General features: G+C 72.9%; 16 protein-coding genes. 5 read left to right on the top strand and 11 right to left on the bottom strand.

Going from position 1 to position 18,509, the window contains the following annotated elements:
• From WH07_RS06655 to WH07_RS06685, 7 genes are all read right to left on the bottom strand, one after another.
• Positions 1 to 743, bottom strand: a 743-nt coding sequence (locus WH07_RS06655; protein WP_046496480.1) for a biotin/lipoyl-containing protein, incomplete at its 3' end; no start/stop codon positions are given.
• Between the two features lie 56 nt (positions 744 to 799).
• On the bottom strand, positions 800 to 2,188 hold the full coding sequence (lpdA, locus tag WH07_RS06660; protein ID WP_046496482.1) for a dihydrolipoyl dehydrogenase: 1,389 nt from the start codon (positions 2,186 to 2,188) through the stop codon (positions 800 to 802).
• Positions 2,189 to 2,659: 471 nt separating this feature from the next.
• On the bottom strand, positions 2,660 to 4,195 hold the full coding sequence (locus WH07_RS06665) for a leucyl aminopeptidase (RefSeq protein ID WP_046496483.1): 1,536 nt from the start codon (positions 4,193 to 4,195) through the stop codon (positions 2,660 to 2,662).
• A 161-nt stretch (positions 4,196 to 4,356) separates the two neighbouring features.
• The gene (locus tag WH07_RS06670) at positions 4,357 to 5,112 is read right to left on the bottom strand and encodes an adenosylcobinamide-GDP ribazoletransferase (protein WP_046496527.1); all 756 of its coding nucleotides are present in this window, start codon (positions 5,110 to 5,112) and stop codon (positions 4,357 to 4,359) included.
• Between the two features lie 136 nt (positions 5,113 to 5,248).
• On the bottom strand, positions 5,249 to 7,024 hold the full coding sequence (locus WH07_RS06675) for a phosphatidylglycerol lysyltransferase domain-containing protein (RefSeq protein WP_046496485.1): 1,776 nt from the start codon (positions 7,022 to 7,024) through the stop codon (positions 5,249 to 5,251).
• 86 nt (positions 7,025 to 7,110) lie between these two features.
• Positions 7,111 to 8,250: a nicotinate-nucleotide--dimethylbenzimidazole phosphoribosyltransferase gene (gene cobT / locus WH07_RS06680; RefSeq protein WP_046496530.1), complete on the bottom strand. Its 1,140-nt coding sequence runs from the start codon at positions 8,248 to 8,250 to the stop codon at positions 7,111 to 7,113.
• A gap of 218 nt (positions 8,251 to 8,468) precedes the next feature.
• Complete coding sequence (locus WH07_RS06685) at positions 8,469 to 9,677, bottom strand: bifunctional adenosylcobinamide kinase/adenosylcobinamide-phosphate guanylyltransferase (RefSeq protein ID WP_046496487.1); 1,209 nt, start codon at positions 9,675 to 9,677, stop codon at positions 8,469 to 8,471.
• A 93-nt stretch (positions 9,678 to 9,770) separates the two neighbouring features.
• On the opposite strand from WH07_RS06685, the gene WH07_RS06690 reads away from it, so the two are divergent.
• A complete protein-coding gene (locus WH07_RS06690) occupies positions 9,771 to 9,980 on the top strand; it encodes a hypothetical protein (RefSeq protein WP_046496489.1) in 210 nt (69 codons plus the stop codon).
• 209 nt (positions 9,981 to 10,189) lie between these two features.
• Here the strand turns inward: WH07_RS06690 and WH07_RS06695 are convergent, their stop codons facing one another.
• The 4 genes from WH07_RS06695 to WH07_RS06710 all read right to left on the bottom strand — a co-directional run bounded on the left by WH07_RS06695 (position 10,190) and on the right by WH07_RS06710 (position 14,832).
• On the bottom strand, positions 10,190 to 11,278 hold the full coding sequence (locus WH07_RS06695) for a S1C family serine protease (protein ID WP_046496491.1): 1,089 nt from the start codon (positions 11,276 to 11,278) through the stop codon (positions 10,190 to 10,192).
• Between the two features lie 235 nt (positions 11,279 to 11,513).
• Positions 11,514 to 13,223, bottom strand: coding sequence for an ABC transporter ATP-binding protein (locus WH07_RS06700; RefSeq protein WP_046496532.1), 1,710 nt, complete (start codon positions 13,221 to 13,223; stop codon positions 11,514 to 11,516).
• 218 nt (positions 13,224 to 13,441) lie between these two features.
• A complete protein-coding gene (locus tag WH07_RS06705) occupies positions 13,442 to 14,176 on the bottom strand; it encodes a class I SAM-dependent methyltransferase (RefSeq protein WP_046496492.1) in 735 nt (244 codons plus the stop codon).
• Between the two features lie 59 nt (positions 14,177 to 14,235).
• Positions 14,236 to 14,832 carry a DUF3043 domain-containing protein gene (locus WH07_RS06710; RefSeq protein WP_046496494.1) on the bottom strand — a complete coding sequence of 199 codons (597 nt, stop codon included), beginning with the start codon at positions 14,830 to 14,832 and terminating at the stop codon, positions 14,236 to 14,238.
• Positions 14,833 to 15,126: 294 nt separating this feature from the next.
• Here WH07_RS06710 and WH07_RS06715 point away from each other — a divergent pair, with 294 nt between their 5' ends.
• The 4 genes from WH07_RS06715 (at position 15,127) to WH07_RS06730 (ending at position 18,488) form a co-directional block, all read left to right on the top strand.
• Positions 15,127 to 15,906 carry a PspA/IM30 family protein gene (locus WH07_RS06715; RefSeq protein WP_046496497.1) on the top strand — a complete coding sequence of 260 codons (780 nt, stop codon included), beginning with the start codon at positions 15,127 to 15,129 and terminating at the stop codon, positions 15,904 to 15,906.
• Between the two features lie 20 nt (positions 15,907 to 15,926).
• Positions 15,927 to 16,208 (top strand): PspA-associated protein PspAA, encoded by a 282-nt coding sequence (gene pspAA / locus WH07_RS06720; RefSeq protein ID WP_046496499.1) that lies wholly within the window; start codon positions 15,927 to 15,929, stop codon positions 16,206 to 16,208.
• A gap of 262 nt (positions 16,209 to 16,470) precedes the next feature.
• On the top strand, positions 16,471 to 17,805 hold the full coding sequence (locus WH07_RS06725; RefSeq protein WP_079022999.1) for a sensor histidine kinase: 1,335 nt from the start codon (positions 16,471 to 16,473) through the stop codon (positions 17,803 to 17,805).
• Complete coding sequence (locus WH07_RS06730; RefSeq protein ID WP_046496501.1) at positions 17,802 to 18,488, top strand: response regulator; 687 nt, start codon at positions 17,802 to 17,804, stop codon at positions 18,486 to 18,488. Before WH07_RS06725 ends, WH07_RS06730 begins: the two co-directional genes overlap by 4 nt.
• The last annotated feature ends 21 nt before the right edge of the window (positions 18,489 to 18,509 follow it).

Below are 18,509 nucleotides of genomic sequence, written 5' to 3' on the forward strand. Positions count from 1 at the left end.
GGAGCCGGGGGGGCCACCGGCGCGGGAGCCGGAGCCGGAGCCGGGGCGGGCTCGGCGGCGACCGGAGCGGGCGCCGGGGCGGCCGGGGCCGGAGCAGGCGCGGCCGGGGCGGCGGGCGCCGCCGGAGCGGCACCCGGGGCACCGATCACCGCGAGCCTGGCGCCGACCTCGGCGGTCTCGTCCTCGCCCACCACGATCTCCAGCAGCACACCGGAGGCCGGAGCGGGAATCTCGGTGTCCACCTTGTCGGTCGACACCTCGAGCAGCGGCTCGTCGGCCTCGACCGACTCGCCGACCTCCTTCAGCCAGCGCGTGACCGTGCCCTCGGTGACGCTCTCGCCGAGCGCGGGCAGGACCACATCGGTCCCGGACGCACCGCCCGCCGGAGCGGCGGCCGGTACGGGAGCCGGCTGGGCGGCCGGAGCCGGAGCCTCGGCCACCGGGGCCGGGGCGGGTACGGGCGCGGGCTCGGCGACGGGGGCCGGGGCGGCCGCGGGAGCGCCCGTACCGTCGTCGATGATGGCCAGCTCGGCGCCGACCTCCACGGTCTCGTCCTCGGCGACCTTGATGGACGCCAGCACACCGCCGGCCGGGGCCGGGATCTCGGTGTCGACCTTGTCGGTGGAGACCTCGAGCAGCGGCTCGTCGGCCTCGACGCGCTCGCCCTCGGCCTTCAGCCAGCGGGTGACAGTGCCCTCGGTGACGCTCTCGCCGAGCGCCGGCAGGGTTACGGAAACCGCCATGGTTTCAGTTGCTCCTAACGAATGTGCGGTAGGTGGTCGTCAGCGCCCGGACTGAATCAGTCGTGGGAGTGGAGGGGCTTGCCGGCGAGGGCGAGATGGGCCTCACCGAGCGCCTCGTTCTGGGTCGGGTGCGCGTGGATGAGCTGCGCGACCTCGGCAGGCAGAGCCTCCCAGTTGTAGATGAGCTGAGCTTCGCCGACCTGCTCGCCCATACGGTCACCCACCATATGGACACCGACCACGGATCCGTCCTTGACCTGGACGAGCTTGATCTCGCCCGCGGTCTTGAGGATCTTGCTCTTTCCGTTGCCCGCGAGGTTGTACTTGAGGGCGACGACCTTGTCCGCGCCGTAGATCTCCTTGGCCCTGGCCTCGGTGATGCCCACGGAGGCGACCTCGGGGTGGCAGTAGGTCACCCGCGGCACACCGTCGTAGTCGATCGGTACGGTCTTGAGACCGGCCAGCCGCTCGGCCACGAGGATGCCCTCGGCGAAGCCGACATGTGCGAGCTGGAGGGTCGGGACCAGGTCGCCGACGGCCGAGATGGTCTCGACGTTCGTCCGCATGTACTCGTCGACGAGGACATAGCCGCGGTCCATCGCGACGCCCTGCTCCTCGTACCCGAGCCCCTGCGAGACCGGGCCGCGGCCGATCGCGACCAGCAGCACCTCGGCCTCGAAGGCCTTGCCGTCGGCCAGCGTGACACGGACGCCGTCCTGCGTGTACTCGGCCTTCTCGAAGAACGTACCGAGGTTGAACTTGATACCGCGCTTGCGGAAGGCGCGCTCCAGGAGCTTGGAGCTGTTCTCGTCCTCGACCGGGACGAGATGCTTCAGGCCCTCGACCACGGTGACGTCCGTGCCGAAGGACTTCCACGCCGAGGCGAACTCGACGCCGATCACACCGCCGCCGAGGATGATCGCGGACTGCGGGACCCGGTTCAGCTTCAGGGCGTGGTCGGACGAGATGATCCGCTCGCCGTCGATCACCAGACCCGGCAGCGACTTCGGCACGGAGCCGGTCGCGAGGAGGACATGGCGGCCCTGGACGCGGCGGCCGTTCACATCCACGGAGGTGGGGGAGGACAGCCGGCCCTCGCCCTCGATGTAGGTCACCTTGCGGGAGGCGACCAGGCCCTGAAGGCCCTTGTAGAGGCCGGAGACGACCTCGTCCTTGTACTTGTGGACCCCCACGATGTCGATGCCCTCGAAAGAGGTCTTGACACCGAACTGGTCGGCCTCGCGCGCCTGGTCGGCGATCTCGCCGGCGTGCAGCAGGGCCTTGGTGGGGATGCAGCCGTTGTGCAGGCAGGTGCCGCCCAGCTTGTTCTTCTCGATCAGGGCCACGTCCAGGCCGAGCTGCGCTCCGCGCAGGGCCGCGGCGTAACCACCGCTACCGCCGCCGAGGATCACTAGGTCGAAAACGGTGCTGGCGTCGTTCGCCACGTCACGTCCTCCATGCATGTGCGCCGGGCGCGGTCTCCATGACCGGGCGGCGGCTGGTGTTCGGCCGCTTCTCTTCGGCCCTGTGGTGGGGGCCCTGTCCTGCCGAGAACCCATCTTCGCACTTGTTCGGGGCCGGTGGGACGCGGGGCCGGTTACCCCTGCGTACTACCTCCCGCCCCGGACGCAGAACGCGCCGGGGCGGGACTGTATTCCAGCCGCCACAAGCCGCACCGGCCGCGCACGGCCGCCCGGCGAGTGAGCCGAAGGGCGCCGGCCGCTGTCGAAAGGGAGGCTGTGCTCGATATGCGGCTCCGCCGCGCGGGCGCAGGCCCCGAGGTACGAGCGGACCGAGCACGGTCGACTGTCGACAGGGGCTTGAGGCGCCCGGAGGCGAACCGAGCCCTAAAAAAAGGGCGCGAGCACGGTCGACCGTCGGCACCGACATGCAGCGCCCCGGAGGCGAACCGAGCCCTAAAAAGACTCAGCGAGCTTCACGAGCGTGCGGATCGCGGAGCCCGTGCCGCCCTTGGGGGTGTAGCCGTACGGGGCGCCCTCGTGGAAGGCCGGGCCCGCGATGTCCAGGTGGGCCCAGGTGATGCCCTCCGCGATGAACTCCTTCAGGAACAGTCCGGCGACCAGCCCGCCGCCCATCCGCTCGCCCATGTTCGCGATGTCCGCGGTCGGGGAGTCCATGCCCTTGCGCAGATCCGCCGGGAGCGGCATCGGCCAGGACGCCTCGCCCGCCTCCTCGGCCAGCTCGTGGATGGTCGTACGGAACGCGTCGTCGTTCGCCATGATCCCGAACGTACGGTTCCCCAGCGCCAGCACCATCGCGCCGGTCAGCGTCGCCACGTCCACGATCGCGTCCGGCTTCTCCTCGCAGGCGCGGGTCAGCGCGTCCGCCAGGACGAGCCGGCCCTCGGCGTCGGTGTTGAGGACCTCGACGGTCTTGCCGCTGTACATGCGCAGGACGTCGCCGGGGCGGGTCGCCGAACCGGACGGCATGTTCTCCGCCAGGGCCAGCCAGCCGGTGACATTGACGGTCAGGCCCAGTCGCGCGGCGGTGACCACGGCCGCGAACACCGCGGCGGCGCCGCTCATGTCGCACTTCATGGTCTCGTTGTGGCCGGCCGGCTTGAGCGAGATGCCGCCCGAGTCGTAGGTGATGCCCTTGCCGACGAGGGCGAGTGTCTTCTCCGCGTCGGGGTGCGTGTACGACAGTCTCACCAGGCGGGGCGGATTGGCCGAGCCCTGGCCGACGCCGAGGATGCCGCCGTAACCGCCCTTGGCGAGCGCCTTCTCGTCGAGGACCTGGACCTTGATGCCGTTCTCCTTGCCCGCGGCGGTGGCCACGGCGGCGAACGCCTCGGGGGTCAGATCGTTCGGCGGGGTGTTGACCAGGTCGCGGGCGCGGTTGACCTCCTCGGTCAGCGCGATCGCACGGTCCGCGGCGGCCTTGACCGCCTTGTCGCGCGACTTGGTGCCGACGAGCAGGACCTCGCCGAGCGGCAGCTTCGGACCGTTCTCGGCCTTGCCGTTGCCGCCGTTCCTCCCGCCGCCGTTGTTCTCGCCGCCCTGGTACGCGAGGAAGGCGTACGCGCCGAGCAGCGCGCCCTCGGCGACCGCCTCGACCGCCTCGGCCGACTCGGCGGGCAGTGCGAACGCGGCCTTCTTGCGGCCCGAGAGCGCGCGGGCGGCGGACCCGGCGGCGCGGCGCAGCGGCTCGGTGCCGTACGAGTCGTCCTTGCCCGGCACCGGGCCGAGCCCGACCGCGAGGACGACGGGGGCCTTCAGCCCGGCGGGCGAGGGGACCTTGGTCACCTCGCCCTCGGCGCCCGAGGCACCGAGGGTCTCCAGGACGCTGCCGAGCTTTCCGTCGAACGCCTTGTCCACGGCTTCGGCGCCCGGCGCCACGACCGGCCCTTTCGCGCCCTTTGCGATGCCGACGACGATCGCGTCGGCGCGCAGGGACGCCGCGCCGGAGGTGCTGAGAGTGAGAGCAGTCACGGTGGTGAAATCTCGCTTCCGTTGTGTTCTTTGGCGGTCGAAGGGTGGGCCGACCGAGCCCGCCGTATCGTATTTCGGCCCGAACTGCGGCGGGAACGAGCCTACGCTCAGTGATGGACGCTCTCGACGGGGGCGCTGGTTCACCCGCGCGTGGCCGCGTTTTAACCGAGTGACAGTACGACCAGGGCCGCCGTCGCCGCGGTCTCCGCGAGGGCGCCGAAGACATCGCCGGTGACCCCGCCGAAGCGCCGTACGCAATGCCGCAGGAGCAGGTGTGCCGCACCCAGGGCGGCCAGAACCGCCAGCGTGTGCCGTACGGAGCCGACGGCCCCGAGGAGTCCGCCCGCCGCCGCGCAGAGCGCCGTGACGACGACGGCCGCGAGGACGGCGGACCGTACCGGCACCGTGCCCGCGACCGCCGCGCCCAGTCCGTCGGGACGGGCCGGTGGCACGCCCGTACGGCAGGTGAGGGTGAGCGCGAGCCGGGCTGTCACCGCCGCCACGGCCACCGCCACCGCGCCGTGCGCCCAGCTCTCCCCGTACAGCGCGGACACCGCCGCGACCTGGGCCAGCAGGGTCAGCAGCAGCGTGATCACCCCGAACGGGCCGATGTCCGAGCGCTTCATGATCCGCAGCGCGTCCTCGGCGGGCCGGCCGCTGCCGAGGCCGTCGGCGGTGTCGGCGAGCCCGTCGAGATGCAGTCCGCGGGTGAGGACGGCGGGGACGGCGACGGTGGCCACGGCCGCGAGCAGCGGCGTCGCGCCGGCCAGGAGCAGCAGTCCGCCGAGGGCCGCCGAGGCCAGGCCGACGACCAGTCCGGCGGCCGGCGCGCAGAGCATCCCGGCGCGGGCGGCGGCGCGGTCCCAGCGGGTGACCCGGACGGGGAGGACGGTGAGGGTGCCGAAGGCGAACCGCATCCCGTCCACAAGAGCGGGAAGAGCGCCGGCCGGCGCGCGGGCGCCCTCGCCGCCGGCTCCGTCGGCCGGTATGCCGTCCGTACGATCCTGGGAGGTCATCGCGCGAGCGTAGCCCGGGCCCGGCCGGGGGCCGGGGTCAGCGGGCGGACTCCAGCCGGCCGCGGCGCAGCCAGCGCGGGAGTCCGGGGGCCTCCAGGAAGCCTTCGGCGCGGCCCGCCGCGACACCGATGCGCGGCAGGTCGGCGCTCTTCTCGAAGAGCATGAAGCGGGGCTCCCAGATGGGCCGGTACTTGGCGTTGGCACGGTAGAGCGACTCGATCTGCCACCAGCGCGAGAAGAAACTCAGCAGCGAACGCCACAGCCGGAGCACCGGGCCCGCGCCCAGCTTGCCGCCGCGCTCGAACACCGACCGGAACATCGCGAAGTTCAGCGAGAGTTGAGTGATCCCGATCTCCCCGGCGCGCTGGAGGAGTTGGATGACCATGAACTCCATCAGACCGTTCTCGCTGTCGCGGTCGCGGCGCATCAGATCGAGCGAGAGCCCCTTGGGGCCCCACGGCACGAAGCTCAGCACGGCGCGCAGCCGCGCCTCGTCCCCGCCCGGTTCGCCGAGCCAGCATTCGAGCATCACGCAGCGGCCGTCGCCCGGGTCGCCGAGCCGGCCGAGGGCCATGGAGAAGCCGCGCTCGGTGGCGCCGTCGCGCCAGTCCTCGGCGCGGCGCAGCAGTTCCGCCATCTCCTCGGCGGGGATGTCCTCGTGACGCCGGATCCGGACCTGGTAGCCGGCCCGCGCGACCCGGTTGTACGCCTGGCGCACGGTCCGCATCGCCCGCCCCTCCAGGGCGAAGTCGGCCGTCTCGACGATCGCCTCGTCGCCCAGTTCCAGCGCGTCGAGTCCGTACCGGGCGTAGATGGTGCCCGCTTCCTCGCCCGCGCCCATGACCGCCGGGATCCAGCCGTGTTCGCGGGCCTCGGCGAGCCAGGGCACGATCGCGCCGGGCCAGGCCTCCGGGTCGCCGATCGGATCGCCGGAGGCCAGCGAGACCCCGCCGACGACCCGGTAGGTGATGGCCGCTTTGCCGGTCGGGGACCATACGACGCTCTTCTCGCGGCGCAGCGCGAAGTAGCCCAGGGAGTCGCGCTCGCCGTACCGGTCGAGCAGCAGCCGCAGCCGCGCCTCGTCCTCGGGGGTGAGCGGATCGACGGCGCGTGTCGAGCGGAACGCCGCGTACAGCACGGCGAGCAGCAGCAGGGTCGACAGGACGTTGATGGTGACATTGGCCCAGCCGGGGGTGGCGATGCCCGGATAGCGGGCGTCGTCCGCGGTCAGGGAGACCAGCCGGGTCGCTCCGTACCGCCAGCGCTCGGCGAAGGTCGAGCCGCCGGGGGCGGTGTTGGTGACGGTGACGAGCAGCGCGGCCAGCAGGGAGGTGACGAGCAGTCCGCCGGCGGCGACGGCCGCGGCCAGCCTGGCATTGGACCGGTCGCCCTTCGCGTAGAACTCCCGCCGGCCGAGGAGCAGCGCGCCGACGAAGGCGGCGGTCAGCGCGATGGAGATCCAGTTCTGCGGATAGCGCCTGATCTCGGGGAAGGCCATGCCGAAGGCGAACAGCACCAGGAAGAGCCCGGACAGTACGAGATTGAGGATCCAGGCGGCGCGCTTGCGGCGGCGCATGGTGACGGCGAGGAAGAGGGCGAACGCGCCGGAGGCGAAGCCCGCGGTGAGGAGATACGGGGTGAAGTAGTCGTCGGTGTTGTGGCGCCGCAGATCCTGGCCGAGGGAGACCCAGACGGCGCTGAGGAAGTTGACGAAGGCGACGGCGCGCAGGTACCAGACGGCGGACACCGCGGCGCGTTGCGAGCGGTCGCCGCCTCGGCTCGATCGATCGGGGGCCAAACGGACTTCTCCCATAAAAACGATCATATGGGGCAGTTGTCGTCCATGGGATGGCTGAGGCCGCCGTCAGTGGCGGCGGCCTCCGTCGATGTGCCGGTGCCTCAGCCGGCGGCGCTGTCCTCGTTCCTGACGGTCTCTCCGGAGTCGAGGCCCTCCTCGGGGGTCTCTTCGAGGGTCTCCTCTGCGGGCTTCGGCTCGCGCTCCGGCTCGCGCTCCGGCAACTCGGCCGCGAGGGCGGCGGCGGCCTGGACGAGCGGCAGCGCGAGCAGCGCGCCCGCGCCCTCGCCCACCGTGACGCCCTGGTCCAGCAGCGGCACCAGCGCCATCCGGTCCAGCGCCTTGGCCTGGGCGGGCTCCCCGGTCGCCTGCCCGGCCAGCCACCAGTCGGGCGCGCGGAACGCGGCGCGCTGCCCGACCAGCGCGCAGGCCGCCGAGACCACACCGTCCAGGATCACCGGCGTCCGCCGTACCGCGCACTGGAGCAGAAAGCCCGTCATCGCGGCCAGATCCGCGCCGCCCACGGTCGCCAGCAGCTCCAACTGGTCGCCGAGCACGGGCCGGGCGCGGCGCAGCGCGTCCCGGATCGCCGCGCACTTGCGCATCCACGCCAGGTCGTCGATGCCGGCGCCGCCCCGGCCGGTGACCACGGAGGCGTCCGTGCCGCACAGCGCGGCGATCAGGGTGGACGCGGGGGTGGTGCCGCCGACGCTGAGATCCCCCAGGACGACCAGATCCGTGCCGGAGTCCGCCTCCTCGTCGGCGATCGCCATCCCCAGCCGTACGGCCTGCTCGGCCTCCTCGACGGTCAGCGCGTCCTCGATGTCGATCCGCCCGCTGCCGCGGCGGATCCGGTGGCGCGCGACGTCCTCGGGCAGCAGCTCCGGATCGCAGTCGAGCCCGGCGTCGACGACCCGTACCGGTACGGCGGCGCGGCGGGCCAGGACGGCGACGGGGCTCGCACCGTCCAGTACGTCGCGCACGAGCCGGTACGCGCCACCGGCCGGCCGGCCCGACACCCCGAGCCCGGCGACCCCGTGATCCCCCGCGAACAGCACGACCCGCGGCTGCCGTACGGCCTTGACCGGTACGGATCCCTGCGCGGCGGACAGCCACTCACCCAGCTCGTCCAGCCGCCCCAGCGCCCCCGCGGCCACGACGAGCCGCTCCCGCCGCTCTTCGGCATCGCGCCGCGTCCCGCTGTCGGGCCGCTCGATCAGGTCGGAGAAGTCATCGAGATTCAGCACCTCTGAAGATTACCGGGGCGCCTCCCGGCTGGGGGCCGTGGTTCCGGGCGCGCTTCGGCCGACGCGGGTTTTTCCGGTGCGGGCCGCGAATTCCAGCCCGTCCGGCGCTTGAGGACGGAACCGCCTGCCCCGGCGCCGGGCGCGCAAAACTCAGCCCGTCCGGCGCTTGAGGACGAAGCGGGCGCCGGGCGCACCCGGCACCAATCCGCGTGCCCCTACCGCAGGGGCAGGACCTGGCCCGCCACCACCAGCAGTACCGACTCGCACTCGTCCCCCACCGCCGCGTTCAGCCGCCCCAGTTCGTCCCTGAAGCGGCGGCCCGACGCCGTCGCCGGGACCACGCCCGACCCCGTCTCGTTCGTGACCAGCACCACCGTCCGCCGTGTTTCGCGCACCGCGGTCACCAGTTCCCGTGTGCGCTTGCGGAGCGCGTCCGAGCCGCCCGCCGCCCACGCCGCGTCGTCCCACGCGTTCACGCGGTCCATCGCGTCGGTGAGCCACAAGGACAGGCAGTCGATGAGCAGCGGCGGGCCCTCGGCCGCGAGCAGGGGGACGAGGTCGCAGGTTTCGGCGGTGGACCAGGAGGCCGGGCGGCGGTCGCGGTGGGCGCGGACGCGGGCCGCCCACTCCGCGTCGTCCTCGCGGCCCCCGCCCGTCGCCACGTACAGCACACCCGGGAACGTCGCCAGCCGCCGTTCCGCCTCCCACGACTTGCCGGAGCGCGCCCCGCCCGTGACCAGGGTGCGCCGGGGCACCTCGGGGCCCGGCCGGTACGCGCCGACCGTCAGCGTCGTACCGTCGGGGACCGCCCGCGCCCCCGCCGCCGCGAGCCGCCGGTCCAGTTCCGCGCCGGGCGGCACGTCGTGGTCGAGATGGACCGCGACGACATCGGTCGTGGCGCCCACCGCCCCCGCCGCCCGCAGCCGCGCCACCGCGTCCGGCCGGCCGACGACATCCGCGGCGACCACGTCGTAAGGGGCGGGCGCCGTACGCCCGTCGGCGGAGATCCCGGCCGGTGCGCCGCCCGGCGGGAGGTGGAGCAGCCGGTCGCCGCCGGGCCCCGTCACCTCGTACCCCGTGCCCGGCGCGTCCATCGCCACCGCCCGCACCCGGTGCCCGCTGAGCAGTGTCAGCACCCGCCCGTCCGCGACCCGCCCCGCAGCGGGCAGCCCGGCGGGCAGTTCGACCGCGGGCCCGTCGTGCGGATGGGTGAGCAGGACCTGCCGTACGCCCGCGAGCGAGTGCCCGGCGCGGGCCGCGGCGAGCGCGGCGCCCGGGGTCAGATCCAGCAGCAGCACCCCGTCCACCAGCAGCGAGGTCGCCGCCCGCGCCCGGTCACCGTGAGCGGTCGCGCAGGCGGCGCAGGGGCAGTGCGGGCGGGGCAGCCCGGCGGGGGCACCGGTGCCGAGCAGAGTCAGTTCCACGGGGTGATCCTCCCGTGTCACCGCCGAGGGTGCGCGCCCGGCTACGCTGCGGGCAGGAAAATCGATCAGTTCCGCGGGAACCGGGAGGCGCATATGGCGTGGACGTGGCGGTTCGAGAAGGCCGACGGTACGGAGGTCCCGCCTGCGGTGGAGCCGGAGGAGTTCTCCACGCAGGGCGACGCCGAGTCGTGGGTCGGCGAGGCGTGGAAGGAACTGCTGGACGGCGGCGCGGAGCAGGTCTCGCTGTTCGAGGACGGCAGCAAGATCTACGGCCCGATGAGCCTGCGCGCGAACGAGGCCTGAACGAGAGCCGGCCGCACACGCGACGGCGCCCGGGCCCGGGCGGTACCGGGCCCGGGCGCTTTGCTGCGCATCCTGTAGCCAGCCAGCCAGCCAGCCAGCCAGCCAGCCAGCCAGCCAGCCCGTCCGTCCGTCCGTCCGGCCAGCCCGTCCGGCCGGCTGCTTGAGGACACGCACGGCACGACAGCCCGTCCGGCGACCGAGGGCACCCCCTACATCTCTCCCAGCGTGACCTCCGCCGTCTTCGTCCCGTCCGACCGGATGTACGTGACCTTCACCTTCTGGCCCGGCTTGTGCGGGGCCAGCGCCTCGGACAGTGATGTGATCGTGGTGATCCCGGTGCCGTCGACCTTGACGATGATGTCGCCCTCCTTGATCCCCGCCCGGTCGGCCGCGCCGCCCTTCGTCACCTTGACCACCGCGACGCCCGCGGGCTGGAAGCCGGCGCCCAGGACCGTACGGCCCGTGATGCCCAGGGCGGCCCGGCCCGAGTCGGTGACCCGGCCGTGCTTGATGATCTGGTCGGCGACCGTCTTCACCATCGAGGCGGGGATCGCGAAGCCGATGCCGGGCGCGGCGCTGTTGCCGAGCTGCGGGTCCGTCGCCGCCAGGGTCGGGATGCCGATGACCTGGCTGTCCAGATTGACCAGCGCGCCCCCGCTGTTGCCCGGGTTGATCGCCGCCGAGGTCTGCACCATGTCGGCGATGGTGGCGCCGGTCCCGCCGCCCGCCGCGCTCTCGCTGACGGTCCGTCCGACCGCCGAGACGATGCCCTGGGTGACACTGCCCGACAGGCCCAGCGGAGAGCCCATGGCCAGCACGATCTGACCCACCGCCACCTTGGACGTGTCGCCGAACGTCGCCGTCCTCAACTCGCCCGGGACCTTGTCGAGCTTGATGACCGCGAGGTCCTGCTGCGGAAAGCTGGAGACCAGCTTCGCCCCCAACTGCCGCTCGCTGTTGGCGACCGTGACCGCGAACGTCCGCTGTCTGCCTACCACATGGGCGTTGGTGACGATATGGCCCTTGTCGTCGTACACGACGCCCGAGCCCAGACCGTTCCCCGTGTCGATCTGCACGACCGACGGCAGTACGTCCTTGATGACGGCCTCGTACTCGCTCTGGAGGCTGTTGGCGGAACGCTGTACGGCGACGGGCCGGGGCGTGGCGCTGGGCTGGGGGGCGGGGCCCGGGCCCGCGGCGGCGCCGGCGCAGCCGCCCGCCAGGACGGCCGCGCAGACCGCGGCGGTCAGGGGCGGCAGCAGCCGGCGCGGGCACCCGCGGCGAAGGGAAGCATTCATGCCCGGAGTATCCCTTTCGCCCTGTTGATGCGGCGTGTGATACGCCGCCGAACAGGCGGTACGGGCAAGGGCACGCCCTGATCGGCGGACACTCCGGAAAGGGATCAAGCCCGGCAGAAATGGATCAGGCCCGGGAAGAGATCAGGCCTCGAAGAAAGGCTTCAGGTCCGGAACGGGTTCGGGCCCGTCAAGGCTCATGCCGCGCATCCGGCCTGGCCCGCCCGTCCCGGTTCCCTCACCGCGCCGCCGTCAGGAACTGGGTCGCCGCCAGCTCCCCGTACAGCGGGTCCTTCGCCACCAGTTCCTCGTGCGTGCCCACCGCCCGTACCCGGCCCGCGTCCATCACCACGATCCGGTCCGCCAGCGTCACCGTCGACAACCGGTGCGCCACCACCAGCACGGTCACCTCGCGGGCCGCCTCCGCCACCGCGTCCCGCAGCGCCAGTTCATTGACCGCGTCGAGCTGCGAGGTCGCCTCGTCCAGAAGCAGCAGCCGGGGTCTGCGCAGCAGCGCCCGGGCGATCGCCACCCGCTGCCGCTCGCCGCCCGACAGCTTGGAGCCGCGGTGGCCGACCAGGGTTTCGAGACCGTCGGGCAGCCGCTCCACGAGACCGTCCAGCCTGGCCCGTACGAGCACCTTCCGTATCTCCTCGTCCGAGGCGTCCGGCGCGGCGAAGACCAGATTCTCGCGGAGCGTCCCGGCCAGTACGGGCGCGTCCTGCTCGACATAGCCGATCGCCGCGCGCAGCCCGGTCAGAGGCCAGTCCCGGACATCCCGGCCGTCGATCAGGACCCGGCCGCCGGTCGCCTCGTAGAACCGCTCGATCAGCCCGAAGACCGTGGTCTTGCCCGCGCCGGACGGGCCGACGAAGGCCGTCATCCCGGGGCCGGGCACCTCGAAGGTGACACCGTGGTGGACATACGGGAGATCGTCGCGGTAGCGGAAGGTGACGTCCTCGAAGGTCACGGTCGCGGGACCGCCGCCCCCGACGGCTTCCGGCTCCGCGGGCTCCAGCGTCTCCGTCTCCAGCCGCTCCGCCTCCGCGATCCGGGCTATCGCCGCCGACCCCACCTGGTACTGCGTGACCGCTGTCACCAGCTTCGACACCGGGTCGATCAGGAAGAACAGATACAGCAGGAACGCGACCAGCGTGGAGACCGCGATGGCCCCCGAGGCCACCCGCGCCCCGCCGATCCCCAGCACCGCCAGGAACGACACCTGGACCGCGAGACCGACCGAAGTCCCGGCCACCGACTGCCACTTGGCGGACCGTACGCCATGCCGCCAGGCCTCCTGGGCCGCGGCCGCCACCACGGCCGTCTCCCGCTCCTCCGCGCCGGACGCCTTGACCGTACGGAACGCTCCGAAGGCCCGCTCCAGCACGGTGGATATCGCGCCCACCGCCTCCTGCGACTGCCGGGTCGCCCGTGCGATGCGGGGCATCACCAGGGCCACCGCGCCGCCGATCAGCACGATCACCCCGAGCGTGACCGCGAGCAGCACCGGGTCCAGCAGACCCATCAGGACGACGGTCGCCACGAAGGCGAGGCCGCCGGTGGCCGCCGAGACGATCGACTGGGTCGTCACCGCGCGCAGCAGAGTGGTGTCCGAGGTGACCCGGGACATCAGATCGCCCGGCTGGGTCCGCTCCACCTCGGGCAGCCGCAGCCGCAGCAGCCGCCCGATCAGGGTGCGGCGGGCGGCGAGGACGACGGACTCGGCGGTCCGCTCCAGGAGGTACGAGGCGACCGCCTCGATCGCCGTACCGGCCAGCACCAGACCGGTGAGGAGCAGCAGTATCCCGGTGACCGAGCCGTCCTCGCCGAGCCGGTCGACCAGGGACTTGGCGGCGAGCGGCTGCGCGAGTCCGCTCGCGGTGCCGATCAGTGCGAGGAATCCGCCGAGGGCGACGGTGGCGCGGTGCGGCCGGAAATGCCGGTACAGCGCCCGCCAGGTCTCCCGCGCGGAGAGACTCTCCGCCGTACCGTCGTTCGCCCTGTCCTTCGCCGCGCCGGGGCGCGGCTCCCGCTCTTCGCGGGATCTGCCGCCGTTCCGGGCGGCGCGCCGCGTGCTCTGGGTGTCACTCACTTCCATGAGGACGCGGTCCGGGCCCGTTCGCCTGACTCGGAGGCCGCGCGGTCTGACAGCCGCCGCGCGGTCTCTCAGCCACGGACTCCGCAGAGATGAAGCAGCGCGGCGATCCGGCGGTACGGTTCCGTGCGCCCCGCGCGGTCCTCCGCGGCCAGCAGCCGGTCCAGGTCGTCACCGGTCGGCGGTTCCGTGCCGTCCGCCGCCCCGTCCGTGAAGACCCGCACCCCGTACCAGGCGTGCAGCGGCGCCGCGATCCCCGCCAGGGTCGCGGTCAGCCGGTCCAGCCGGTCCGCGCGCACCCGCAGCCCCAGCCGGTTGGTGTACGTACCGGCCTCGAAGGCGTCCAGCGCCCCGGCCCAGTCCCCGGCCAGCCCGGGCCGCAGGGCGAGGGCGTCCCCGTTCCGTACGAGCAGCGAGAGCAGCCCGCCCGGCGCCAGCACCCGGGCCAGGCCCGCGAGCAGCGCGTCCGGCTCGTTCACATACATCAGCACACCGTGGCAGAGCACCACGTCGAAGCTGCCCGGGTGGAAATGGACGCCGGTCTCCAGACCGTCGCCCTCGATCAGCCGGACCCGCTCCTGGATGCCCGCGGGCTCGCCCGCCAGCGCCTCCCGGGCCATGGCGAGCATGCCCGCGTCGGACTCCAGGCCGGTCACCGAGTGCCCCGCGCGCGCCAGCCGCAGGGCCTGTGTGCCCTGCCCCGCACCGACATCGAGGACACGCAGCCGCCGCCCCACCGGGAAGCGGCCGGCTATCTGCTCGTCGAGCTGCCGCGCGACCAGCTCCTGCCGTACGACATTGCGCACGCCGCCGAGTCCGGCGAGCCAGTTCGCCGACGCTCCCGCGAAACCGGGGATCTCCGCGCTCAGGGCCGCTCTCCGCGCTTGACCTGCGGCTTGGGCAGCCGGAGTCGGCGCATCTGGAGCGTACGCATCAGGCCATAGGCCACGGCGCCGCGCTTGGGGGTGTCGGGGAAGCGCTCGGCGAGCTCCTTGCGCAGCCGGAACCAGATTCCGGCGGAGTCCACGACGATCAGCACGATCACCACCAGCCACAGCAGCAGCGCGACGGTCTGGAGCTGTGCGACCCGGATCATGCTCAGCACGAGGATCACCACGGCGAGCGGCAGGAAGAACTCCGCCATGCAGAACCGCGCGTCGACATAATCCCGGACGAACCGGCGCACCGGGCCCTTGTCGCGGACGGGCAGATACCGCTCGTCCCCGCTCGCCAGCGCCTCCCGCTGCCTGGCCAGATCCGCGCGGCGCGTCTCCCGCTGGCGCTTCATGGCCGTCTTGCGGTCGGCGGGCACCGTGGCGGCACGGCGGCGCTGCGACTGCGCGTCACTGCGCTTGGGGGTCGGGCGGCCCTTGGGTGCCTGCGGGTCGCGCTGCTGCGTGGAGGAGTCCGGCGTCACCTGGGTGGCGGGGGCCTTCTCTTCTTTGGAACGGCTACGGAACACAAAGCCCAAGGGTACGGGGTGCCGTGGTTGGACCCCACCCCGCCCGGGAACGATCCCGCAACGGCACGCGTCGTTCCTTGTGGACAGTGCGAACGTACCGGGACAGAGGGGACGCAGCCCTCACTGTCCCCGATGGTCCTCTACTCCTTGCGCCGGAGCGGGACCGGGCAGCAGTCGTCCTTGGGGAGGAGCGCATCCGCACTTGAACAGTGCGGTAATAGAGGCAGGGCCCGTACTGTGGGTTCTGTTGGAGTGCTGGAGCCGGAGTCCGTCAGAAGGGGGCGCGCGAAGCCCATGAGCGGTGTCATGAAACGTATGGGGATGATCTTCCGCGCGAAGGCGAACAAGGCCCTTGACCGGGCCGAGGATCCGCGCGAGACCCTCGACTACTCGTACCAGAAGCAGCTTGAGCTGCTCCAGAAGGTACGCCGCGGGGTCGCCGACGTGGCGACGTCCCGCAAGCGGCTGGAGCTGCAGCTCAACCAGTTGCAGGGCCAGTCCTCCAAGCTGGAGGACCAGGGCCGCAAGGCGCTGGCGCTCGGGCGTGAGGACCTGGCGCGCGAGGCGCTGTCCCGCCGCGCGGCGCTGCAGCAGCAGGTCACCGACCTGGAGACCCAGCACCAGACGCTCCAGGGCGAGGAGGAGAAGCTGACGCTTGCCGCGCAGCGCCTCCAGACCAAGGTCGACGCCTTCCGTACGAAGAAGGAGACGATCAAGGCCACCTACACCGCGGCCCAGGCGCAGACCCGGATCGGGGAGGCCTTCTCGGGCATCTCCGAGGAGATGGGCGATGTCGGCATGGCGATCCAGCGGGCGGAGGACAAGACCGCGCAGCTCCAGGCGCGGGCCGGCGCGATCGACGAACTGCTGGCCTCCGGCGCGCTGGACGACCAGTCCGGGATGGCGAAGGACGACATCGCGGCGGAGCTGGACCGGATCTCCGGCGGTACGGACGTGGAGCTGGAGCTCCAGCGGATGAAGGCGGAGCTGGCGGGCGGCTCGGCACCGAAGCAGGCGATCGAGGGCGGTCCGGCCGAGACGGAGGACACGCCGCCGAATCTGCGCAAGCAGTGAGCGAACGGTAGGGACTCGTCATGATCGTAAGGATCATGGGGGAGGGCCAGGTGAGGCTGGCGGACAGCCACCTCGCCGAACTGAACGAGCTCGACGACGAACTGCTGGCCGAGGTCAGGGGCGGCGACGGGGACGGCTTCCGCCGTACCTTTCACGCGCTCCTGACCAGGGTCCGGGAACTGGGCGAGCCGCTGCCGGACGATGCGCTGGAGCCTTCGGAGCTGATCCTCCCGGCGCGGGACGCGACGCTGGAAGAGGTCCGCGCGCTCCTCGACGACGAGGGCCTGATCCCCACGCCCTGAGCCGGGCCGCGCCCCGGGTGCCGCTTCGCCCTCAATCGCCGGACGGGCGGGAATTCGCGGCCCGCACCGGAAAATCGCCCACCGGCGCGAGGGGGGCGTCGCAGCCGGACGCCAAGCGTCGCGGCTCGCGCGGAGCGCGGTGACCACGCGACGGAGCCGTATCCCGATTGCCGCGCGGTCGGGACGCGCGCCTCCGGAGGCCCCGGCACCCGTCGCCACCCGGCGACCCCGCGCCGCCAGCCGCGCCCGTACCGTTGCTCGGGTGACTGCTATCGGCGCCGCGTTCGCCCGTACCCGGTACTGGGCCCGTACGCATCCGCTCGTGTCCGACGCCGCTCTCGCCGCGCTCCTTCTCGGCTGCATGCTCCTCGGCTCCTTCGCCGGGCCCCGCGGCAGCCACGGCGGCCCGGACTTCGGTGCCCGTACTCCCGGCGCGCTCAGCGTCGTGCTGATGGTCCTCGGGGCCGCCGCGCTCGTGTTCCGGCGGCGCGCCCCCATGCCCGTCCTGGTGTGCACCGGCGGCGCCACCATCGTGGAGCTGATCGCGGTCCGGTCGCCGGCCCCCGTCGTGGTCAGTACCGTCGTCGCGCTGTACACCGTCGCCGCGCACACCGACCGCTCCACCACCTGGCGGGTCGGCCTCGCCACCATGGCCGTGCTGACCGCGGTCGCGATGATGTCCAGCTCCGACGTCTGGTACGCCCAGGAGAACCTCGGGATCTTCGCGTGGGCCGGGATGGCGAGCGCCGCGGGCGACGCCGTACGGAGCCGGCGCGGCTTCATCGACGCCATGCGCGAACGCGCCGAACGGGCCGAGCGCACCCGCGAGGAAGAGGCACGCCGCCGCGTCGCCGAGGAGCGGCTGCGGATCGCCCGCGATCTGCACGATGTCGTGGCCCACCACATCGCCCTGGTCAACGTCCAGGCCGGGGTCGCCTCGCATGTCATGGACAAGCGCCCGGACCAGGCCAAGGAAGCCCTCGCGCAGGTACGGGCGGCCAGCCGCTCCGCGCTCAGCGAGCTGCGCGCCACCGTCGGTCTGCTGCGCCAGTCCGGCGACCCGGCGGCCCCCACGGAACCGGCACCCGGCCTGCTCCACCTCGAAGGCCTGCTGGACACCTTCCGGAACGCGGGACTGCCCGTACGGTTCGCCGCGACCGGCCCGGAGTTCGAGGGGACGGACGGCCACCTCGGCGCGCCTCCCCGCCCCCGCCTCCCCGCCGCCGTCGACCTCGCCGCGTACCGGATCATCCAGGAGGCCCTCACCAATGTGCGCAAGCACGCGGGCCCCGCGGCCACGGCCGAGGTCCGTGTCGTACGGATCGGCGCCGCCCTGGAGATCACCGTCCTCGACGACGGCAAGGGCACCGGCGAGCCCGCCGACGGCGGCGGCCACGGCCTCATCGGCATGCGCGAACGTGTCAGCGCCCTCGGCGGCACCCTGACCGCGGCACCCCGCCCCGGCGGCGGCTTCCGCACCCGGGCGATACTTCCGGTGAACACCCCCGCGGGCGGAGCCCGGGACACCCGGGACCCCCGGCGCACAGAGGCCGCCCGGCCCGTCGGCGGTACGGGGAAGAGCGCGGAGGACGCATGACGATCAGGGTGCTGCTCGCCGACGACCAGACACTGCTGCGCAGCGCGTTCCGGGTCCTGGTGGACTCGGAGCCCGACATGACGGTCGTCGGGGAGGCCGCCGACGGCGCGGAGGCCGTGGCCCTCGCCCGCTCCACCCGGGCCGACGTGGTCCTGATGGACATCCGGATGCCCGGTACGGACGGCCTCGCCGCCACCCGTGCGATCAGCGCCGATCCCGATCTCGCCGGGGTACGGGTCGTGATGCTGACCACCTTCGAGGTCGACGAGTACGTCGTGCAGTCGCTGCGTGCCGGTGCCTCCGGCTTCCTCGGCAAGGGCGCGGAGCCCGAGGAACTGCTCAACGCCATCCGGGTCGCCGCGGCCGGTGAGGCGTTGCTGTCGCCCGCCGCGACCAAGGGGCTGATCGCCACCTTCCTCGCCCAGAGCGCCGCGCCCTCCGACGACCGCGGCCCGGCCCGGCACACCGAGCGGCTGACGGCCCTCACCGGTCGTGAGCGCGAGGTCCTCGTCCTGGTCGCGGGCGGCCACTCCAACGACGAGATCGCCGAGCGGCTGGCCGTCAGCCCGCTGACCGTGAAGACCCATGTGAACCGGGCCATGGCGAAACTGGGGGCCCGAGACCGTGCGCAATTGGTGGTGATTGCGTATGAATCGGGCCTGGTACGTCCAAGGGTGGAGTAGCCGCCCACCCTCGCGTACTAC

Origin of the sequence: Streptomyces odonnellii (genome assembly GCF_000981895.1) — a bacterium.
Classification (GTDB): Bacteria; Actinomycetota; Actinomycetes; order Streptomycetales; family Streptomycetaceae; genus Streptomyces; species Streptomyces odonnellii.

What these genes read in the sequence shown, in the direction of transcription:
- WH07_RS06670 (WP_046496527.1), bottom strand. Translation starts at nt 5,112, where the DNA reads ATGCGGTTCGCCTTCGGCACCCTCACCGTCCTCCCCGTCCGGGTCACC.
- WH07_RS06675 (WP_046496485.1), bottom strand. Translation starts at nt 7,024, where the DNA reads ATGGGAGAAGTCCGTTTGGCCCCCGATCGATCGAGCCGAGGCGGCGAC.
- WH07_RS06690 (WP_046496489.1), top strand. Translation starts at nt 9,771, where the DNA reads ATGGCGTGGACGTGGCGGTTCGAGAAGGCCGACGGTACGGAGGTCCCG.
- WH07_RS06695 (WP_046496491.1), bottom strand. Translation starts at nt 11,278, where the DNA reads ATGAATGCTTCCCTTCGCCGCGGGTGCCCGCGCCGGCTGCTGCCGCCC.
- WH07_RS06715 (WP_046496497.1), top strand. Translation starts at nt 15,127, where the DNA reads ATGAGCGGTGTCATGAAACGTATGGGGATGATCTTCCGCGCGAAGGCG.
- pspAA (WP_046496499.1), top strand. Translation starts at nt 15,927, where the DNA reads ATGATCGTAAGGATCATGGGGGAGGGCCAGGTGAGGCTGGCGGACAGC.
- WH07_RS06730 (WP_046496501.1), top strand. Translation starts at nt 17,802, where the DNA reads ATGACGATCAGGGTGCTGCTCGCCGACGACCAGACACTGCTGCGCAGC.